Source organism: Saccharibacillus sacchari DSM 19268, from assembly GCF_000585395.1.
Classification (GTDB): domain Bacteria; phylum Bacillota; class Bacilli; order Paenibacillales; family Paenibacillaceae; genus Saccharibacillus; species Saccharibacillus sacchari.
The window spans coordinates 2,341,738-2,362,897 of sequence record NZ_KK073875.1 but is presented as its reverse complement, the minus strand read 5'-3'; the positions used below and the strand labels follow the sequence as shown (position 1 = coordinate 2,362,897).

The following is a 21,160-nucleotide window of genomic DNA, read 5'->3' as shown; positions in this document are numbered from 1 at the left end:
GCAGAAATTCAAGTCCGCGAGTACGCAAATAAAGCCCATTCGTTCATGTAAGCAACGATTAACTTCAAAATACTGAAAAAGCGTCCCGATCGTTAAAAATTGTTGCTCATCAGCAATAATGCCACCCTGATCTTGCTGCCTCGTTCCAAAACCTTCACATTGACGACAGCATAAGCAAAATGCTAATATAGTCGTACGCTTTATTTTACTACCATGTTATCACTGTGACTCACTAAAGCAATTAAAATTATTTGAACGGCTTGCTTTGAAAATCTAAACTTTCCGATTTGAAAGATTGCCGATATCGCGCCTGAACGAAATAAATCGCGGTTGCCGCGGGTCAGGCTTTCCGATATGGTGAATACAATATAAATGAAGAACGAAGCTGGAGAGAATCCATAGACAAACTTACAGGGGTGAACAATATGTCCAAACCGCAAGGTTTTGAAAAACCGGTCGGCGTGCGCGATTATCTGCCGCGCGCAACGCGAAGATTGCGCCGCATCGAACGCAGCGTACTCGATTGCATGGCACGCTGGGGCTATGATCCGATCAAGACGCCGACGATGGAATATTACGATACGGTCGGCATCGCAAGCTCGACGCCGGACCGCAAGCTGTACAAGCTGCTCAACAACCGTGGGCAGACGCTGGTGCTGCGTTCGGAGATGACGGCGCCGATTGCGCGCGTGGCGTCATCGCTGCTGCGCGAAGAGTCGCTGCCGCTGCGACTGTCGTATCACGCGAATGTGTTCCGCGCGATCGAAGAAGAAGCGGGACGGGAAGCGGAGTTTTTCCAAACGGGCGTCGAGCTGGTCGGTGACCGTTCCCCGGAAGCAGATGCGGAAGTGATTGCGCTGGCGATTGCTTCACTGCAAGCGGCAGGCGTGAAAACATTCAAGTTCGCGATGGGACATGTTGGCTTCTTGAACGGACTGTTCGACGAAGCGTTGCCAAACCGCGCGGAGGATCAGCAGGTGCTGAAAGAACGCCTGTTGCGCAGAGATTATGTAGGCTTCCGCGAAGAAGCCGAATCGCTCGGTCTTGGATCGAAGCAGCAGCAGGAGCTTGAAGGACTGCTGCGGCTGCGCGGCGGCGTCGAAATTTGCAGCCAGGCCGCCGGGCTTAGCAGTCATGAGCTCGCGCTGGAGTCGCTGGATCATCTGCGCAAGGTCTGGGAAGCATTGAACGATTACGGCGTCTCTCAGCACGTGCTGATCGATCTGACGATGATCGGGGATTTCTCCTACTATACAGGCATGGTATTCGAAGGTTATGCCGCGGAATTGGGTTTCCCGGTATGCAGCGGCGGTCGCTACGATAATCTGCTGAAGCAGTTTGGGCGCGATGTGCCTTCCACGGGCTTTGCTTTGAAGACGACGCGCATTCTGGATGGCGTAGATGATCCGGAAGGCGAGGAAGAGCGTCCGGTGCTGATCGTCTATGAGCCGAATCGACGCGCCGAAGCACTGGCTGAAGCGGCACGCGTTCGCGAAGAGGGCGGAGCGGCGGTAACGCGGCTGGCCGAGAGCGGCAGCAAGGCAGACATCGCGGGAAACAGCCGTTACAGCCAGGTAGTCAGCTTCATCGGAGAAAATGCTTCGGCAAAATAAAGAAACAGGATATCCGGGCGCTAACGAACCGGCAATCATATAACTTGATAGCAAGAGGAGGAGAGACGCATGGGAGAAGTGCTGAAAGTGGCTATGCCGAAAGGCAGGATTTATAAAAAAGCGGCGGAACTGTTCCGTGCCGCCGGCATCGTGATTCCGGACGACGTCGACGATTCGCGACGACTGGTTATTCCGATTCCGGAAGCGAACATGGAATTCATTATGGCGAAGCCGGTCGATGTGCCGACGTACGTCGAGTATGGCGTAGCGGACATCGGTATCGTCGGCAAAGACGTGCTGCTCGAAGAAAATCGCGATGTGTACGAGCTGCTGGATCTGGGTATCGCGCGCTGCCGGATGTCGGTCATCGCGCTGCCGGATCGCCAGCCGGGGATTCATCTGCGGGTGGCGACCAAATATCCGAACGTGGCGACGCGTTATTTCCGAGAACAAGGCGAGCAGGTCGAAGTGATCAAGCTGAACGGCTCGATCGAGTTGGCTCCGTTGATCGGACTGGCGGATCGGATCGTGGATATGGTGGAAACAGGCCAGACGCTCAAAGACAACGGGTTGGTCGAGTTGGAGAGCATTTTCGGGATTACGAGCCGCCTGATCGCCAACCGGGTCAGCTATCGGATGAAAAACGACGCGATTCAACAATTGTGCGATAAGCTGGAGAAAGTCATGCCCGGCGCGGTGAAGTCTTGATCGATTTTGCTTGCATAGAAAGAGCGGCAAGCGGCGGCGATTGTTGCGATATCGTCGTCTTTTGTAAAATAGATACGAAAATCGGACGGCGTCCGAAAGCCGTCCAGCATGCGGAGGAACGACTATGAAGATTGTACCGGCGGCGCAGTTCGATCTGCGTCGGGACGTGGAGTACGGCTCGGAAGAACAGGTGGCGACGGTCAAGCGGATCGTCGGCGATATTAAGGCTGAAGGCGACTCGGCATTGCTTCGTTACACGGAGAGCCTGGATCGTACGAAGCTGGAAGCTTCGCAGCTTCGAGTGACCGCTCAGGAACTGCAAGACGCGTACGGACGCGTGGAAGAATCTTTTGTAACCGCGATCCGGGCGGCTGCTGTTAACATTCGAGCTTTTCACGAACGGCAAAAGCGCAATTCCTGGATGGAGCTTCAGCCGGACGGAGGATTACTGGGACAGATTATCCGTCCGCTGCGCCGTGTCGGCGTCTATGTGCCGGGCGGCAAAGCGGCTTATCCGTCTTCCGTGCTCATGAACGTGATTCCCGCTCAGGTAGCGGGCGTGCCGGAGATCGTGATGGTGACTCCTCCGGCAACGGGGGGGACGGAAGGCATCGACCCTTATATTCTGGTCGCTGCCGCAGAAGCGGGCGTGACCGAGATTTATCGGGTCGGCGGCGCGCAGGCGATCGCGGCGCTGGCTTACGGCACGGAAAGCATTACTCGGGTCGACAAGATCTGCGGGCCCGGCAACATTTATGTCGCGCTGGCCAAGCGCGAGGTGTACGGCCTGGTCGATATCGACAGTCTGGCGGGACCGAGCGAGATCGTGGTGTTGGCGGACGAGACGGCCGATCCGGAGTATGTAGCAGCCGATCTGTTGTCGCAGGCGGAGCACGACGAGCTGGCATCGGCGATTCTCGTCTCGACGTCGGAACGTCTGGCCGAGTATGTAGCAGCCGAAGTCGAGCGCCAACTGTCGGAACTGCCGCGCGAAACGATTGCGCGGGCTTCGATCGAGAATTACGGAGCGATCATCGTAACGGGCAGCATCGAGGAAGGCATCGAAGTCGTGAACCGGCTGGCGCCGGAGCACTTGGAAGTCATGGTGCAGAATCCGACCGATTATCTCGGCCTGATCGAGAACGCCGGAGCGATCTTCCTCGGCCCTTACAGCTCGGAGCCGGTCGGCGATTATTTCGCCGGGCCGAACCATATCATTCCGACGAACGGCACGGCGCGTTTTGCATCGCCTGTCGACGTCGACGACTTTATCAAAAAATCAAGCTTGATCCAATACAGCAAAAAAGCACTGCTGCAAAATGCTTCGACGATCATGGAGCTGGCGCGCCGCGAAGGCCTGGAAGGGCATGCGCGCGCGATCGAGGTCCGTGTGAACAAAGAAGGCGGCAAATAGGCTGATTCAGGCGAGAGCGCTGAGTTTGCGTATACGCCCTAGGGCGTGTCTTCAAACCTCGACGGAAGCAGATTTTGCCGAATTTTCGTGCTGAATAAGGAACTTTTCTGAAGGCGTGCCGGGGCACGTCAAGGGAAAGTGACGCAAGGCAGCGCGAAAAGGCGGTAAAAGATGCACGTTGGCGGGTTTGAAGACACGCCCTAATGCAAAACAAGAAAGAACGACTAAACGAACGGGGGCAATATCATGACGGAAGCCAATCAAGCAAACACGCGCAGCGCAAGCATCGCTCGCAAAACGAACGAAACGGACATCAAGCTCTCCTACGGCATCGACGGTACAGGCATCTCGGAAATCTCGACAGGGGTTCCTTTTCTCAACCACATGCTGGATCTGTTCGCCAAGCACGGGCAATTCGATCTGAAAGTCGACGCCGACGGCGATATCGACATCGACGATCACCACACGGTGGAAGACATCGGCATCTGTCTGGGCAACGCGCTGCTGGAATCGCTGGGCGACAAACGCGGCATCAAGCGCTACGCCAACGTATTCATTCCGATGGACGAAGCGCTGGCGCAAGTCGTGATCGACGTAAGCGGACGCCCGCATTTCGAATATCGCGCGGAATACCCGTCGAATCTGGTCGGTACGTTTTCAACGGAGATGGTACACGAGTTCCTGTGGAAATTCGCGCTGGAATCGCGGATCACGCTGCACGTCATCGTGCATTACGGCCGCAACACGCACCATATGATCGAAGCGATCTTCAAAGCGCTGGGACGCGCCCTTGACGAAGCGACGTCGATCGATCCGCGCGTAACCGGCATTCCTTCCACGAAGGGAGTGCTGTAGCATGACGATCGCGATCGTCGACTACGGAATGGGCAATCTGCACAGCGTCAGCAAAGCGGTCGAGCGGCTCGGTTACGAGTACCTCATTACCGGCGACGAGCGCGAGATCATGCAGGCGTCCGGCGTCCTGCTGCCCGGCGTCGGCGCGTTCGGCGATGCGATGAGCCATTTGCGGGACACGGGACTGGACTTGGTCGCTCGCCGCGTCGCGGCCGAAGGCAAACCGCTGCTCGGCATCTGTCTGGGCATGCAGCTGCTGTTCGACGGAAGCGCGGAGCACGGCGACCATGAAGGACTGGGATTGCTGCCGGGGCGTGCCGTGCGTTTTGAAGCGGGAGAGCTGAAGGTTCCGCATATGGGCTGGAACCGCCTTGATTTCACCCGTCCGAACGAACCGCTGCTGGACGGCCTTCCGGAAGGACATGTTTACTTCGTGCACTCGTACCATGTGGAGCTGAGCGAACCAAGCGATCTGATCGCGTCGGCCGACTACGGGCTTCCGGTGACGGCGATCGTCGGACGGGATAACGTCTACGGCATGCAGTTCCACCCGGAAAAAAGCGGCGAGTTGGGCATGAGCCTGTTGCGCAATTTCCTGAAGCTGTCGGAAGGACAGGCGTAGTAGTTTGACCAAACTGAATCAGAGGTTTACGTTCGCCTGAAACGTACACGCTTTAGGTGCGTTTCCGTCGGAGACTTCGCGCACGGTTTAGGCACGAAATCTCAGGTGGGCGTAACTTTACATTTAACTTGGTCAAGCTAGCAGGAAACTTCACGAATATAACCCATTGGGATACGGCGAAAAAGGAGAATGGTATATGACGGCATTTACGATCTATCCGGCAATCGATATCCGCGGAGGCAAGTGCGTGAGATTGCTTCAAGGCGATTATGCGCAAGAAACGGTATTCAACGAAAGCCCGCTGAACGCGGCCAAGCAGTGGGAGAATCTCGGCGGACAGTTCGTGCATTTGGTCGACTTGGATGGAGCGAAGGAAGGTCGTCCGGTCAATCATGAGCTGATCGGCCAGATCGCGTCCGCGCTGAACGTGCCGGTGCAAATCGGCGGCGGACTGCGGACATTCGAAGACGTGAAGCTGCTGCTGTCGCTCGGGGTGAGCCGGGTTATTCTGGGGACTGCGGCGATCGAAGATAAGGCTTTTACGGAAAAGGTACTGGCTGAATACGGAGATAAAGCGGCGATTGGCATCGATGCCCGCAATGGATTCGTGGCGACTCGCGGCTGGCTGGAAACGTCGGAAGTCCGCGCGGAAGACCTGGCGAAGGAATTGGCTGCAAAAGGAGCGGAAACGTTCATTTTCACCGACATCTCGCGCGACGGCATGATGCAGGGACCGAACGTGGAAGCGATTCTGAGCCTGGCAAAAGCATCCGGAAAAACGGTCATCGCTTCGGGCGGAGTGACGGTACAAGGCGATCTGGAGCGTCTGGCGGCACATGTGAACGACGGCATCGGCGGAGCAATCGTCGGCAAAGCGTTGTACACGGGCAATATTGATCTGGCATCGGCATTGGCTGCGGTTAAGCAGTAAAAGGAGGAACGGCATGCTCGCAAAACGAATTATTCCGTGTCTGGACGTCAAAGACGGACGCGTGGTTAAAGGAGTCAACTTCGTCAATCTGCGCGATGCCGGCGATCCGGTAGAGTTGGCATCGGTATACGACCGCGAAGGCGCGGACGAGCTGGTCTTTCTCGATATCTCCGCTTCGGTCGAAGGCCGGGCGACGATGGTCGAGGTCGTGCGCCAGACGGCGGGAGAAATCACGATTCCGTTCACGGTCGGCGGCGGCATTTCGCAGGTGGACGACATGAAACGGATTTTGCGCGCGGGCGCGGACAAAACGGCGGTCAACACGGCGGCGGTTTTGCGCCCTGAGCTGATCGCCGAAGGCGCGCGCCGCTTTGGCTCGCAATGTATCGTGCTGGCGGTGGACGCCAAGTACAACCCGGAATGGCAGGAGTGGGAAGTGTATACGCACGGCGGCCGCAAATCGACAGGCATTCGCGCGCTGGAATGGGTCAAACGCGCGGAATCGCTGGGAGCGGGCGAAATCCTGCTGACAAGCATGGACGCCGACGGCACGAAAGACGGCTTTGACCTGAAACTGACGCGAGCGGTGTGCCGCGAAGTGTCGATCCCGGTCATCGCTTCGGGCGGTGCGGGCACAAGCGAACATTTCTACGACGTGTTCACGGAAGGCACGGCGGATGCAGGCTTGGCGGCGACCATTTTCCACTATAAAGAGATCGCGATTCCGGACCTCAAGAATCAATTGAAGCAAAAAGGAGTCGAAATCAGATGAGCAGAGAAAGCGATGTAATCGTTGCGCCGGAACAATTCGCGGCCAACGTCAAATGGGACGCGCAGGGACTGGCTCCGGCGATCGTTCAGGACAACAACACGAAGGAAGTATTGACGCTCGCCTACATGAACGAAGAATCGCTGCGCCGTTCGATCGAATCGGGCGAGACCTGGTTCTGGAGCCGTTCGCGGCAGGAGTTCTGGCATAAAGGCGCGACGTCCGGCAACGTGCAGCGGATCGTGTCGCTCAGCTACGATTGCGACGGGGACGCGCTGCTGGTCGGCGTGGAGCCGGCGGGTCCGGCCTGCCACACGGGACGCGTAAGCTGCTTCTTCAACAAGGCGGCGCTGGAAAAAGGTTCGGCGGCTCAGAACGGATCCGTCGGCGCGGGTGCGGAAAGCGAGCGGGTGCTGGGCCAAGAACCGGAAAACGCGGCAGGACGCTTTGACGTCTTGGGCGAGCTGGAAGGCATCATCGCAGAGCGCGACCGCGAACGTCCGGAAGGCGCATATACCACCTACCTGTTCGAAAAAGGCATCGACAAGATCCTGAAAAAAGTCGGCGAAGAAACGGCGGAGTCGATCATCGCGGCCAAAAACGGCGATAACGCCGAGCTGCGCCTCGAAGTGAGCGATCTGATCTATCACCTGCTGGTGCTGCTGCAAGAACGCAAGCTTCCGCTGGACGAGATCATGGACGAGCTGGCTCGCCGCCACGAGCGTCCGCGCCGCGATTAGAGGTTAGGTCACGCGTAACGTTTGCTATCCGTTTCGGATCGTGCGCCGGAATATTTCGCGTGAAAAGGTTGCGTTGAGCGGCCTGAAAGATGAACGGCGGACGCGGGGAGAATGATATCCCCGGATGGTTCGCCGTTTTGCTTTTTACACGAGAGGAGAGAATCTGCATGTTGATCGATTACCATACGCACCACGAACGCTGCGGCCATGCGGTCGGAAAGCTGGAAGAGTATGTGCAACGCGGCATTGAGCTGGGCCTCGGCCAACTCGGTCTGTCCGACCATATGCCGCTGATCCACGTCGACCCCGCGCAATATTATCCCGAAATGGCGATGCCGATGGACGAACTGCCGCGCTACGTGGAAGAAGTGCTGACGCTCAAGGAGAAATACCGCGATCGCATCGATATCAAACTCGGTCTCGAAGGCGATTATATCGAAGGCTACGAAACGGAAATTCAAAAGATCGTCGAAGCTTACCCTTGGGATTACGTCATCGGCTCGGTCCATTTCCTCGGCGAATGGGACATTACCGACTTCCGCCAAACCGCAGGATGGGAAGGCCGCGACCCCCTTGAAGTCTACCGAACGTATTACGACGCGCTCGGCAAAGCCGCCCAAACGGGGTTTTACGATATCGTCGGCCATTTCGATGTGATCAAGCGTTTCGGTTATGCGCCCAAGCCCGAGCAATCCGCGGAAAAAGAAGCTTTCGAAGAAATCGCTCTCCAGCATATCGCCACCAGCGGCATCGCCATGGAACTGAACGCTTCCGGCCTGACCAAGCCTTGCGCCGAAATGTTCCCTTCCGAATTGATCCTGCGTCGCGCTTTGGAAAAGGGCATCCCTTTGACCTTGGGTTCTGATTCCCACGATCCCGCCAAACTGTCCGAAAACCTCGACAAAGCCCGCTTCGAGCTTCGTGATCTGGGCGTGCAGCAGGTTGCGACTTTTGATCGCCGTAAAAGAATCATGATCCCGTTGGTTTTATAGGGAAGCTTTCGAAGAAAGCTAAAGGCTGTCCTCGAAAGTTACGTGTGCATGGGAAGCGAGAAGACTGCGAGAAAATTTCGTTCAAGACGCTGTCTCACTCGGAAAATGGATTGGATTTGAATAAGGAGTTTTCCGAGTTCAAAGGCGTCAACATAGAACTGAATGTTACCGCAGGTTTTCTTCGAAATCCTGTATTTCACTGAATTTTTCTCTCCGTCTTCTCGCTTCCAGTTACGTTGGGCTTTCTCGACCCATTGAAGCTTTCGAAGAAAGCTAAAGGCGGTCGAGAGTTTTTCGAAAAAAGTAAAGCGTATAAACATCGGAGCGATTTAGCGTAATTTAAGGCTTTCTAACAAAAGCCGATATTATCGAGCAAGTTTATTCTATTGTAGGAAGCAATAGCGGAGGGGGAATTCAGTGTAGGAACGAAGTGTTCGCCTTTGAAATCGAGAAAAAACATATAAACAGTTTCAATCTATTTTCTCGATTTCAACACGCGACCGAAACGAATTTCCCCGCAGCGCCTAGCTTCCCCAACATAGAAAACTTTCCAGAGAATTTCGGGACGCCATGATCGGCGTCTCTTTGCTTTTGCGCTCCCCGCGATTGGGGTATAATCAAAAGCAGACCAAGAAAGATCAATGAAAGATCCATACAAAGTCAAGAAAAAGAACATGCGGGAGGGTGCCATGCAGCACAGGATGCGTATATTTTCGGGGTCGTCCAATCCGGGCCTAGTGGACCGGATCTGCGGTGATCTGGGTGTTACGCCCGGTAGAGTGAAACTGACCAAATTTAAGAGCGGCGAGAGTTATGTACATTACGAAGAGAGTATTCGCAACCTGGACGTCTTTATCGTTCAATCGCTTTCTCACCCGATCAATGAGCATTTTGTCGAGCTGCTCGTGATGATCGACGCGGCCAAGCGTGCTTCGGCGCGTACGGTCAACGTGGTAATCCCGTATTACGGTTATGCCCGTCAGGAACGCAAAGCCGCTCCGCGCGAGCCAATCTCGGCCAAGATGGTAGCGGATGTGTTGACGACGGCCGGGGCCAGCCGCGTCGTCACGATCGAACTTCACGCTGCCGCAATCCAAGGATTCTTCAATATTCCGGTCGATCATCTGACGACGCTGGACTTGATCGCCGATTACTTGCGCAGCAAAAACATTAAAGACCCGGTTGTCGTGTCTCCGGACGCGGGTCGTGCAAAGTTGGCCGAAAAGCTGGCGAATCGACTCGACTCGCCAGTCGCGATCATGCTCAAAAAACGTCCGTCTCATAACGAGGCGATGATCACGCATGTGATCGGCGAAGTCGAAGGACGTACGCCGATCATCATGGAAGACTTGATCGATACCGGATCGACCATTCTCAAAGTCGTCGAAGGTCTGAAAGAACGAAATGCGAAAGACCCGATTGTATGTGCCACGCACGGGGTATTCTCTGACGGGGCCCTTCAGCGCCTGGATCATCCAAGCATCTCGGAAGTGGTCATCACGGATTCGATCGCGCTGCCGGAGGATCACTCGGAACGATTTACCGTATTGCCGGTCGCGCCTATGCTGGCTCGGGCGATCCATATCATTTTGGAAGGCGGATCGCTTGCGACATTGTTCAGCGATTCGGGTATTTAATAGTCAGGGCGTGTACGCAAACTCCGTCGGGAGCAGATTGAGCTGAATTTTCGTTCTCGGCAAGGAATTTTTCTGAAGGCGTGCCGGGGTACGTCAAGGGAAAATGACAATGCAGAGGACGAAAAGGCAGGTCAAGATGCACGGCGTTGAGTTTGCGTACACGCCCTAGCTCATGCACGAAGCACCGAGGCCGTCTGCGGCAGAAGTTCGGTATGTCGGATTTCTGCGCGGAAGGCCCCGTTTCGATCAGAGGCCGGTTGCAATCGGGAAATTTCCATTTTAAGCTTTGCCTCCCCGGCTTCGATTTCCTGCCGCGGAACCTTCGCGCAGCGAGGGATCGGCAGGGTCGGCCTTGCTCTTGGGGGGCCCATGCAAGTGTGTTATACTGATCTGGATATTCGATTTTAAGCAGTTAACAAAGGGGGCCTTGCTCAGGTGAACGGGAATTATCGGCGTGAAGAGAAGCCGCAAAGTCATGTGGTTTCTTTGACCATGGACGAAAGCTTTTTCTTCGAAAGAGCCGTCCGGGCGCTGGATCGCTACCAATATGACAAGGCGTTAAAATATTTTCGCAAAGCCGTAGAATTGAAGCCGGGCAATCCGGTCAATCACTGCAACATGGCGGGTATCTTATCCGAGATGGGCGATTATGAAGCTTCGAACGAGGTGCTGCTGCATGTGCTCGAACAGGTTGACCCGTCCATGACGGAGTGCCGATTCTATATGGCGAATAATTTTGCCAACATGGAACGATTCGAAGAGGCCGAAGAAGCACTGCTTGCCTATCTGGAGGCGGATGCTTCGGGACAGTTCCTGCACGAGGCGGAAGAGATGATCGAGCTGCTCCAGGTAGAGCTGAAGCGGAATGTTCGAGATCATAGCGTGCTGGCGCGCCGGGGATCGGATCGTCATGAGCGCGCGCGGACGATGCTGGAAGAAGGCATGTTTTCCGAGGCGGCGGATTTGTTGGAGGAACTGCTGGAGGACTACCCGGGCTTTGCTGCCGCATCCAACAATCTGGCCTTGGCCTACTATTACATGGGCATGACGGATCGGGCGCTTGCGACGGTGGAAGAGGTGCTTCGGAGCGAACCGGGAAATTTGCACGGTTTGTGCAACTTGGCGATCTTCCGTCGTCATTCCGGCCCGGACGGAGCGGAGGAAGCGGTACGACTCGGCCGGCGTTTGGCTGCGATTGTGCCTTTCCATCGCGAGCATGCCTTCAAACTGGCGACTACGCTGGGCATTTTGGGCGAGCATGAAGCGGCGTATCAGCATTTTCGCAGGTTGTTGGCAGGCGACGAGTCGTCGGCTGATCCGTCCATCCACCATTATTGTGCCGTAGCGGCATTGTTGAGCGGACGGATCGATACGGCGGAAAAGTTGTGGAAGCAGACGCTAAAGCTTGATCCGGATGCCGAAGCAGCCGAATATTATTTGACGCGTTTGCCGGAATGGAGAAAAAACGGCATTGCCGAAACGGTGAGCTACCATTACCGATTGGAGGCCGTTAAGCGCTCCGAGCTTTGGCGTCGTTGGGAAGAACGTCTGCCCGAGGACTCGCCTGCTATTCGTGAAGCGTTGCTTCACACCTTGCACTCCGGCACCGAAGAGGAAAAACGCCATGCGCTCCAAGCTTGCCGTCCCTTGGCGGATGACGAGATGACGAAAGTATTGCGCGGGTTGGCTGAAAATGAAGCCGAAGCCGCAGAATTGCGCGAACTCGCTCGCGTTGCATTGGGCGAGATCGCCCATGATCCGACTGAAGAAGATGAACGGCCGGAACTCAAGTTCTCCAGGGAGCCGGCTGAACTGCCCGTCTGGGAAAAGCGTTGGCAGGACGTCTTGGATACGGCGCTTCGCGCTTCGTGCGCACCGGGCGACTTTGGCCTTCGCCGTGATCTGGAAGCCTTATGGACCGATTTTTTGCGTAGACTGTATCCGGACGTGCCGGTGCTGTCGTACGCCGAAGGTTGGGCCGCGGCCCTTGATTATTTGACGGACAAGCTGCGCCGCGGAGAGTCGACCTATGAAGAAACGGGACGGCGCTACGGCGTGTCTGCTTCGACGGTCGGCCGCTATGTCAAACGAATCGATCAAGTATGCAATATCAAGGAACGTATGACCATGCACGGAAGAGATCATCGCAAAGGACTGTAACCGTCCGGCAATGATTGGACTCCGTCATGATTTCATAACACTCAAACTTGTCCTGAGGAGGATGCCTAGATGCAGAAATACAAGACTGTAGTAATCGGAACAGGTCCGTCGGGCCTGACTTCGGCTATTTATTTGGCTCGTGCCAACCTGAACCCGCTCGTGATCGAAGGTCTTCAACCGGGCGGACAATTGACGACAACGACCGAAATCGAGAACTTCCCGGGCTTCCCTGACGGAATTATGGGACCGGAACTGATGGACAATATGCGCAAGCAGGCCGAGCGTTTCGGTGCCGAGTTCATGAACGGTTGGGTAGATGCCGTCGATTTCTCGCAGCGTCCGTTCAAAATTACCGTTGAAGGCACGGGAACGATCGAAGCGGACTCGGTCATCATCTCGACAGGAGCATCCGCCCGTTACCTCGGCATTCCGGGAGAGCAGGATAATATCGGACGCGGCGTCAGCACATGCGCGACTTGCGACGGGTTCTTTTTCCGCGGCAAAAAGCTCATCGTGGTCGGCGGCGGGGACTCGGCAATGGAAGAAGCCAGCTTCTTGACGCGCTTTGCGACGGAAGTTACGGTCGTTAACCGCCGTGACGAGCTGCGCGCATCGAAGATCATGCAGGATCGCGCGCGAGAGAACGAGAAAGTCTCCTGGGCGCTCAACCGTAAGCCGCTGGAAGTGGTTGCGGGCGATAGTGGTCTCCAAGGACTGAAAGTGTTCAACAACGAGACGGGTCAGGAAGAACTGCTGGAAGCGGACGGCGTATTCGTGGCAATCGGCCATACGCCGAACACGACGTTCCTGCAAGGCCAGGTCGATCTGGACGGTCACGGCTATGTCGTGGTGAATCCGGGTACGACGGAAACCAATATTCCGGGCATTTTCGCGTGCGGCGACGTGCAGGACACGAAATACCGTCAAGCGATCACGGCTGCGGGCAGCGGCTGCCAAGCGGCGATGGACTGCGAGAAGTATCTTGAAGGCAGCATCGTGCACGACTGGAGCGAGACGCTCGATCGTTAATTTTTAAAAGAAACCTCAATCTAAATCCAAGAACGCGCAGACAAGAATCCGCCAACGGAATCTTTCGCCTGCGCGTTCTTTTTATAGAAGCATCTTGGCCCAGGAAAAAGATCGGAGGATGTTCATGAGCAAAATCGGAAGAAGTCCGGGTGGAGCGGACCGTCGGTATCTGCGCCGGGCGGAGCTGCTGCGAGAAAAGATTGAACAACCCGAGATGTATCCGTTCAACCTGCCTGCGGTAAAAGAACTGGAGAGTATTGATTTTCATGATCGGGTGACATATATCATCGGTGAAAACGGAGTCGGCAAATCCACGCTCCTCGAAGCGATTGCGGCAGCCTGGGGCTTCAACCCGGAAGGCGGGACGCTGAACTTCAACTTCGCAACGGCGGAAACCCATTCCCCGCTGCATCGGCATCTGCGGCTGATTCGGGGCACGGCGCGTCCGCAGGACGGGTTCTTTTTCCGGGCGGAGAGTTATTACAACGTGGCGACGACGATCGACGAGCTGGATAAGGAACCGGGGCGCGGCGGCAAAATCATCGACAGCTACGGCGGGCGTTCGCTGCACGAGCAGTCGCACGGAGAAGCTTTTTTCGCGACGTTCATGCATCGGTTCGGATCTAACGGACTGTTCATTCTCGACGAGCCGGAAGCGGCTTTGTCTCCCGTTCGGCAGTTGGCGATGTTGACGCGCATTCATGAACTGGCGCGCAGCGGCGGGCAATTCATTATCTCGACGCATTCCCCGCTGTTGATGGCGTATCCGCATTGTCGGCTGTACAACCTGACGGCAGGGGGGATTCGGGAATGCGGGCTTGAAGAAACGGAGCATTATATCGTGACCCGGGAATTTTTGAACAATCGGGAGCAGATGCTGGAACGTTTGCTGAGTGACGAAGAAGAGTGAAGGCAAGCGTATCGTCATCGTAAATACGGAACGAAAAGAGCCGCCGAAGACATCTTCAAGGCTCTTTTTTGCATGGATAAAAAGATTGTGCGTAGAATCACAAGTCGGTAGATAACGGCATGCTACATTTTGATTGAGAATTGTTTTCAGAAAAATTTAAAGCAGTCGGAAAGGGGCGGATCATGAATGGGCAAAAAGATCGATTTGAACCGGAGCGTGCATGAGCTGGTGAACGAGGAGCCGGAGGTTGCGACGATTATGTTTGCGCTTGGTTTTAAAAAGATCGTCGAACCGGCCATGTTGGAGACGATGGGCAAGTTCATGACGCCCCTGAAGGGTGCGAAAATGAAGCGGATCGACCCGGAACAGATGCGGCAGGCTTTTGAAGCGCATGGCTACGAGGTTGAAGGTTAGGACATATAGGGTGGGCGTTCAGCATTGAATGACAATAAGGAGGAACCGAAGATGAGCGAACTGATTAATAATCGAGAGCACGCGGCAGGGCATATGGATGAGCAGCAGCTGCGTCGGAGAGAAGAACTGAAAGCCATTATCAAGCAGCTGCACGAGGGAGTCGATCCGGCGCAGGTCAAAGAACGTTTCCGTGCGGCGGTAGGCAGCGTGGAAGTCGAGGAGATTTCGCTGCTTGAAGAATCGTTGATGCGAGAGGAAGGCATTCCCGTATCCGAAGTGCAGCGATTGTGCTCGGTCCATGCTTCGATCTTCGACGGGGCAATCTCGGATATTCACGGTTCCTCTTCTTCGGCGCCCGAGTCGCAGCCCGGACACCCGGTGCATACGTTCAAATTGGAAAACCGGGAACTGGAGCGTCTGACGGGTTTCTCGATCTCGCTGCATCTGGACAAGTTCATGAAGGATGATTCGGATGCGAACCGCTATAAGCTGTTGGAAGACCTCAACTTGCTGTTGGACGTGGACAAGCATTATTCGAGAAAAGAAAATCTGCTGTTCCCGTATCTGGAGCGCTACGGGATCTACGGTCCGACGCAGGTAATGTGGGGCGTGGATGACGGCATTCGCGCGGAGATCAAAGCGGCAAAAGCCTTGCTGGCAGACTATAACGGCGATCGCGAAGCGGTGAAGACGAGGATCGAAGCGTCTGTGCGCGAAGTCGAAGAGATGATTTTCAAAGAAGAAAATATCCTGCTGCCGATGGCGCTCAAAAAGCTGACGGAAGACGAATGGGTAAAAATCGCGGAAGAGACGGAAGAGATCGGCTACTGCCTCATTCCCGGCACGGCTCGTTGGGTTCCGACGCGGGCAGCGGAGCCTGGAGCTATGTTGGAAGCCGAACAACCTGCACCGATATCTCGCGGACTCGAGGGTCATTTGGAAGCTAGCCATGCCCACGGTGAAGATGCAGCAGCTATGCCGTCGTTTTTGGCAGGGGGAGAGAAGCCGGAAGGCATGCCGCAGTGGGTAGCGGATATGCTGCGGCAACAGCAGCAGGAGGAACAAGCAGCATCGACGCCTGCGCCTACAGCACCGCCAGCGCAGGATCAGGCGGTCAGCATTGCGGAACAAGCGGCGAAAATGGCGGCTCAGGCCGCGGAGATGGCACGGCAAGCGGCAGAGATGGCGGCATCGGTTAGCGGAAGCATGAAGACCGTTCAACAAGCGCAGCCGCAGCGTCCGGTCGGCGTTGGAACAGCATCCGCTTCGCCGGAAGCTGCTGCCTCCGCAGCGCCGATCTCCGACGGTTACGTCCGGTTCAATACGGGAATTCTGTCTGTGCAGCAGTTGGAGCTTATCATGAACCACCTCCCGGTTGACCTGACGTACATCGACGAGAACGATATCGTCCGGTATTTCTCGCACGGCAAAGAACGCATCTTCGCCCGTACGAAAGCGGTCATCGGCCGTTCGGTACAAAATTGCCACCCGCCGCAAAGCGTGCACGTCGTCGAAGACCTGCTGCGGGACTTCAGATCGGGCCGCAAAGATCACGAAGACTTCTGGATTCCGTTCAAAGATAAATTCGTTTATATCCGCTACTTTGCGATTCGCGACGAGCAAGGCACGTACCTGGGAACGCTGGAGTTTACCCAAAACGTGGCGCCGATTCGGGAACTGGAAGGGCAGAAGCGGATATTGTCGGAAGCGTGAGTTTAAGTGTAAAAGAGGAGCGTATGGGCAGATGGCGAGAACGGATGCTTGGCGACCTGTATGTAGATTCATGTATTAGAGCAATACTGTTATAAAGAAAATGATAAGTTTGTGTCTTGTCTGCATCTTGAAGATAAGATCAAATAAAGTTTTAGAAAGCCCAACGTAGCTGGAAGCGAGAAGACGGAGAGAGAAATTCAGTGAAAGACGCCTTTGAACTTGGAAAACTTCAACTAAAAATTTCAATCGACTTTTCCAAGTGAAACAGCGAATTGTGAAGCATTTCGAAGAAATGCACTTCGGAAGCGTATGCTGGCAATTTCTCTCGCAGTCTTCTCGCTTCCCCCCGCCAACCTAACTTTCGAGCAAAACCTCACCTTGCCTGCACAATGCAGACAAGGTTTTTTCGATTCTGCATAAATTCATCACGATTTCTCAAAACGCAACCAGCAAGCCGCTAAAACTCATTCCGCGACGCAAACCCGCGCCCCATAAGGGTTTCAACGCCCCCGGGCGTGCCGCGTTACAAAAAAGGCTTTCGACCCTTGCGGGGCAAGGCTTTGCGGCGTGGTGTCTCGCTTGACCGAAGGGGGGCGTTCGCTTATAGTGGGATACGAAGGTGGACTTAAGCAAACGGATTCATCATTTTCGATTTTCTATAATATCAGAAGAAAAAAGGTGGCTTGTATCATGTCTGAAAATGTCTACGTCGGTATGGATCTGGGCGGCACCACGATCAAAGTCGGTCTGTGCAGCGAGAGCGGCGTTCTGCTGCATACGTACGAAGGGCCCACGGGAGTGGCGGAAGGACCGGAGACCGTAATTTCCAACATGGCGAATTACGTTCGTCGAGTCGTTGAAGAATCGCCTTATTCCTGGGAACAACTGGCCGGGGTCGGAGCCGGAGTCGCCGGATTCACGAATGTCCGTGACGGCATCATCGTCATGGCGCCGAACATAGGCTTCAAGGACGTTCCGATCCGCGCCATTCTCGAAGAGCGGCTCGGCAAGCCTGTTAAGATTGATAACGATGCCAACGTAGCCGCGCTCGGCGAAGCCTGGAGCGGTGCGGGAGCCGGGATCGAAAACTGTGTCTGCTACACGCTGGGAACAGGCGTGGGCGGCGGTATTATCATCAACGGCCGTATTTACCAAGGCTTCTCGGGCATGGCCGGAGAAATCGGTCATATCGATGTTGTACCCGATCTGGAAGCCATTCAGTGCGGCTGCGGCAAAGTAGGCTGCCTGGAGACGGTATCTTCCGCGACGGGCATTATTCGCATGGCCAAAGAAGCGGTGGAACGCGGGGAGCGCACGTTCATCGCCGATGCAAGCGAGATTACGGCCAAGACCGTCTTCGACGCCGCCAAAGCGGGCGACGAAGTGGCGCTGCGCATCGTGAAACGTGCGGCATTTTATCTGGGCAAGTCGATGGCGGCTGTCGCGGCGGTGCTGAACCCGCAAAGCTTCATCATCGGCGGCGGCGTATCGAAAGCGGGAGACATCCTGTTTGAGCCGATTCGCGAGACTTTTGCTCAACTGACGCCGGAACCGCTGCAACAAGGCGTGCAAATCGTACCGGCGACGCTGGGCAACAATGCCGGCATGATCGGCGCTGCCGGGCTGTTGATTCGCTAGGACTTGTAAACACCGTAAATCAGGGAGGGGAAGTCGCATGAGCGAAATTCCAAACGAGAACGCGGCGGCTTCGACCGCCACGCTGATGATTATCACGGGAATGTCGGGTGCCGGCAAAACGATTGCCGTGCAGAGCCTGGAAGATTTGGGCTTTTTCTGCGTAGACAATCTGCCGCCGGTTCTGATTCCGAAATTTGCCGAGCTGATCGAACAGTCGAATGGCAAGATCGCCAAGGTTGCGCTGGTTATCGACCTGCGCGGCCGCGAGTTCTTCGCAGCGTTGTCCGAATCGCTTGCGTACATCAAGGACCACTTCACCATTCACAGCGAAATTCTATTTTTCGACGCGAATGACGGGGTTCTGGTGCAACGTTACAAAGAGACGCGCCGTCGGCATCCGCTTGCGCCGGACGGTATGCCGCTCGACGGCATTCGCCTGGAGCGCAAGATGCTGGAGGAGCTGAAAAACTCGGCTACGCAAATTATCGATACGACCAATATGAAGCCGGCCGTGTTAAAAGAAAAGATCATTTCGCGCTTCGCGCATATGGAGACCAACCAGCTATCCGTCAATGTCACGTCGTTCGGCTTCAAGTACGGCGTGCCGATCGACGCGGATCTGATCTTCGACGTGCGTTTTCTGCCTAATCCGCATTATATCGACAATCTGCGCCCGCTTACGGGACAGAATAGCGACGTCTATGATTACGTGATGAAATGGCCGGAGACGCAGACCTTTTTGACCAAACTACTGGATATGCTGCATTTTCTCATTCCGCAGTACCGAAAAGAAGGCAAGAGCCAGGTGATTATCGGCATCGGCTGTACCGGAGGCAAGCATCGCTCGGTCGCCATTTCCGAATATTTGGGCCGCATGCTGGGAGCGAGCGAGACGGAAAGAGTGCGAGTTAATCACCGGGACGCCGATCGGGACCGCCACTGACTGCAACCGAACATTCGAGGGGTCCAATGTACTGAGGAGTGAACATTCATGAATACGAAGCAACAGCCGCAGCGCCCCGTTCGTCGCCCGCGCATTGTCGTGATGGGCGGCGGCACGGGACTGTCTGTGATGCTGCGGGGATTGAAGGAACAGCCGCTCGATATTACGGCCATCGTTACGGTGGCCGATGACGGCGGCAGTTCCGGCATTCTGCGCAGCGAGATGCAGATGCCGCCTCCGGGCGATATTCGCAACGTGCTTACATCGCTAGCCGATGTAGAGCCGTTGTTGTCGGATATGTTAAGTTATCGTTTTAAAACGGGAACCGGCTTGGCGGGACATAGTCTCGGCAATCTGATCCTGGCTGCCATGACGGATATTTCCGGAGACTTTGTCACCGCCGTGCGCGAGCTCGGGCGGGTATTCGCCGTACGCGGACGCGTGTATCCGGCAGCTAAAGAAGGCGTCATTTTGCACGCGGAGATGGAAGACGGCACGATCGTGACCGGCGAATCGAATATTCCGGAATACGGGGGCAAAATCAAGCGCATTTTCCTTGAGCCCGCGGAAGTCGAAGCGCTGCCGGAGGCGGTACTGGCCATTCAGCGCGCGGACGCCATTTTGCTCGGTCCGGGAAGTCTGTATACCAGCCTGCTTCCGAATCTGATGGTGCCGCAGCTGTCCGAAGCATTCGTCGCGTCGAGCGCCGTCAAGATGTTCATCTGCAACGTCATGACCCAACCGGGCGAGACCGACGGGTTCAGCGTGGCGGATCATCTTCAGGCGGTACACGATCATGTCGGCAGTCATCTGTTCGATTACGTGCTGGTGAACAGCGGGCTTATTCCCGAAGCCGTGCAGCTCCGTTACGCGGAAGAAGGAGCGACTCCGGTCCGATTGGATCTGGAGGAGATGGCGGCGACCAACTGCACCGTCATTGCCGATACGTTCGTTAAGTACGGCACATATCTGCGTCACGACGCAGAGCAACTAAGCCGGCATATTAACCGGCTTGTGGAAGACTGGATGATGAGAAAGGGGTGAATAATCCATGTCGTTCGCGGCTCAAACCAAGAAAGAACTGACCATGGTGGAGGCGGACGCCTGCTGCGAAAGAGCGGAGTTATCCGCATTGATTCGAATGAACGGCTCGGTCCAGCTCTCCAACAAGAAAGTCAGTCTCGATATTTCGACCGAAAACGCGGCGATTGCTCGCCGGATCTATTCGTTGATCAAAAAGCATTTTAGCGTGCATACCGAACTGCTTGTACGCAAAAAAATGCGCCTGAAAAAAAATAACGTCTATATCGTGCGGATTCCTGCCGGCGTGCAAGAACTGCTCGGATCGCTTAAAATCACGTCGGAAGGATTCCAATTCCTGCCCGGCATCAGCCCCGAGATCGTGAAAAAGACCTGCTGCAAACGCGCCTACTTGCGCGGCGCCTTCATGGCGGGCGGCTCGGTCAACAACCCGGAAGGCTCGTCGTATCACCTGGAGATCGCCTCCATGTACGAAGAGCACTGCCAGGCGCTCGTCGATCTCGCCAACGAATTCAACTTGAACGCTCGCTGCATCGAACGGAAGAAAGGTTTCATTTTCTACCTCAAAGAAGGCGAGAAAATCATTGAACTTCTGAATATTATCGGAGCCCACCAGTCTCTGTTCAAATTCGAGGATGTCCGCATCATGCGCGATATGCGCAATTCGGTCAACCGGATCGTCAACTGCGAGACGGCCAACCTCAACAAAACGATCGGCGCCGCCGTGCGTCAGATCGACAATATCCGTTTCCTGCAAAGAGAAGTCGGATTGGAAAGCCTGCCGGAAAAACTGCGCGAAGTCGCCGAAGTTCGCCTGGCGCATCCCGAAATCAACCTGAAGGAAGTCGGCGAACTGCTCAAAGGCACCGTCAGCAAATCCGGCGTGAATCACCGCCTGCGCAAACTCGACATCATGGCGGAGAAAATTCGGGGCAGCTGAATATTGCTGCCTAAAGACTGTCGGGAAAGTTACTTCGGCGGGGGAAGCGAGAAGACTGCGAGAGAAATTCGTTCAAAACGCTGTCTCACTC

19 protein-coding genes are annotated in these 21,160 nt (G+C 55.4%); all 19 read left to right on the top strand.

Annotated features, from left to right (window positions below; all coding sequences use genetic code 11):
• Window positions 1-425: 425 nt before the first annotated feature.
• The 19 genes from SACSAC_RS10070 to whiA all read left to right on the top strand — a co-directional run bounded on the left by SACSAC_RS10070 (window position 426) and on the right by whiA (window position 21,069).
• Window positions 426-1,613 (top strand): ATP phosphoribosyltransferase regulatory subunit, encoded by a 1,188-nt coding sequence (locus tag SACSAC_RS10070; protein WP_037285844.1) that lies wholly within the window; start codon window positions 426-428, stop codon window positions 1,611-1,613.
• A gap of 69 nt (window positions 1,614-1,682) precedes the next feature.
• A complete protein-coding gene (hisG, locus tag SACSAC_RS10065) occupies window positions 1,683-2,321 on the top strand; it encodes an ATP phosphoribosyltransferase (protein ID WP_037285842.1) in 639 nt (212 codons plus the stop codon).
• Window positions 2,322-2,445: 124 nt separating this feature from the next.
• Window positions 2,446-3,735, top strand: a complete 1,290-nt coding sequence (gene hisD / locus SACSAC_RS10060) for a histidinol dehydrogenase (protein ID WP_037285840.1) — start codon at window positions 2,446-2,448, stop codon at window positions 3,733-3,735.
• Window positions 3,736-3,981: 246 nt separating this feature from the next.
• Window positions 3,982-4,590 carry an imidazoleglycerol-phosphate dehydratase HisB gene (hisB, locus tag SACSAC_RS10055; protein ID WP_037285839.1) on the top strand — a complete coding sequence of 203 codons (609 nt, stop codon included), beginning with the start codon at window positions 3,982-3,984 and terminating at the stop codon, window positions 4,588-4,590.
• A 1-nt stretch (window position 4,591) separates the two neighbouring features.
• Entirely contained in the window at window positions 4,592-5,212 is a 621-nt protein-coding gene (hisH, locus tag SACSAC_RS10050; RefSeq protein WP_037285837.1) for an imidazole glycerol phosphate synthase subunit HisH, read from the top strand.
• A 196-nt stretch (window positions 5,213-5,408) separates the two neighbouring features.
• On the top strand, window positions 5,409-6,143 hold the full coding sequence (gene hisA / locus SACSAC_RS10045; RefSeq protein ID WP_037285835.1) for a 1-(5-phosphoribosyl)-5-[(5-phosphoribosylamino)methylideneamino]imidazole-4-carboxamide isomerase: 735 nt from the start codon (window positions 5,409-5,411) through the stop codon (window positions 6,141-6,143).
• Between the two features lie 13 nt (window positions 6,144-6,156).
• Entirely contained in the window at window positions 6,157-6,915 is a 759-nt protein-coding gene (gene hisF, locus SACSAC_RS10040) for an imidazole glycerol phosphate synthase subunit HisF (RefSeq protein WP_037285833.1), read from the top strand.
• Window positions 6,912-7,652, top strand: a complete 741-nt coding sequence (hisIE, locus tag SACSAC_RS10035; protein WP_037285831.1) for a bifunctional phosphoribosyl-AMP cyclohydrolase/phosphoribosyl-ATP diphosphatase HisIE — start codon at window positions 6,912-6,914, stop codon at window positions 7,650-7,652. The genes hisF and hisIE overlap by 4 nt, the downstream gene beginning before the upstream one ends.
• Before the next feature lie 167 nt (window positions 7,653-7,819).
• The gene (hisJ, locus tag SACSAC_RS10030; RefSeq protein ID WP_037285829.1) at window positions 7,820-8,644 is read left to right on the top strand and encodes a histidinol-phosphatase HisJ; all 825 of its coding nucleotides are present in this window, start codon (window positions 7,820-7,822) and stop codon (window positions 8,642-8,644) included.
• A gap of 689 nt (window positions 8,645-9,333) precedes the next feature.
• The gene (locus tag SACSAC_RS10020) at window positions 9,334-10,281 is read left to right on the top strand and encodes a ribose-phosphate diphosphokinase (RefSeq protein WP_037292599.1); all 948 of its coding nucleotides are present in this window, start codon (window positions 9,334-9,336) and stop codon (window positions 10,279-10,281) included.
• 435 nt (window positions 10,282-10,716) lie between these two features.
• A complete protein-coding gene (locus SACSAC_RS10015; RefSeq protein ID WP_037285823.1) occupies window positions 10,717-12,441 on the top strand; it encodes a tetratricopeptide repeat protein in 1,725 nt (574 codons plus the stop codon).
• 69 nt (window positions 12,442-12,510) lie between these two features.
• Window positions 12,511-13,470: a thioredoxin-disulfide reductase gene (gene trxB / locus SACSAC_RS10010; RefSeq protein WP_037285821.1), complete on the top strand. Its 960-nt coding sequence runs from the start codon at window positions 12,511-12,513 to the stop codon at window positions 13,468-13,470.
• 124 nt (window positions 13,471-13,594) lie between these two features.
• The gene (locus tag SACSAC_RS10005; RefSeq protein WP_037292596.1) at window positions 13,595-14,380 is read left to right on the top strand and encodes an AAA family ATPase; all 786 of its coding nucleotides are present in this window, start codon (window positions 13,595-13,597) and stop codon (window positions 14,378-14,380) included.
• A 186-nt stretch (window positions 14,381-14,566) separates the two neighbouring features.
• Window positions 14,567-14,794, top strand: a complete 228-nt coding sequence (locus tag SACSAC_RS10000) for a DUF1858 domain-containing protein (protein ID WP_037285818.1) — start codon at window positions 14,567-14,569, stop codon at window positions 14,792-14,794.
• Between the two features lie 51 nt (window positions 14,795-14,845).
• Window positions 14,846-16,507, top strand: a complete 1,662-nt coding sequence (locus SACSAC_RS28405; RefSeq protein ID WP_245608617.1) for a DUF438 domain-containing protein — start codon at window positions 14,846-14,848, stop codon at window positions 16,505-16,507.
• 690 nt (window positions 16,508-17,197) lie between these two features.
• Window positions 17,198-18,145, top strand: coding sequence for an ROK family glucokinase (locus tag SACSAC_RS09985; protein ID WP_037285816.1), 948 nt, complete (start codon window positions 17,198-17,200; stop codon window positions 18,143-18,145).
• 37 nt (window positions 18,146-18,182) lie between these two features.
• Window positions 18,183-19,088, top strand: coding sequence for an RNase adapter RapZ (rapZ, locus tag SACSAC_RS09980; protein WP_037285813.1), 906 nt, complete (start codon window positions 18,183-18,185; stop codon window positions 19,086-19,088).
• A 48-nt stretch (window positions 19,089-19,136) separates the two neighbouring features.
• Window positions 19,137-20,132, top strand: coding sequence for a gluconeogenesis factor YvcK family protein (locus SACSAC_RS09975; protein WP_037285804.1), 996 nt, complete (start codon window positions 19,137-19,139; stop codon window positions 20,130-20,132).
• 7 nt (window positions 20,133-20,139) lie between these two features.
• Entirely contained in the window at window positions 20,140-21,069 is a 930-nt protein-coding gene (gene whiA / locus SACSAC_RS09970; RefSeq protein ID WP_037285801.1) for a DNA-binding protein WhiA, read from the top strand.
• Window positions 21,070-21,160 lie beyond the last annotated feature (91 nt).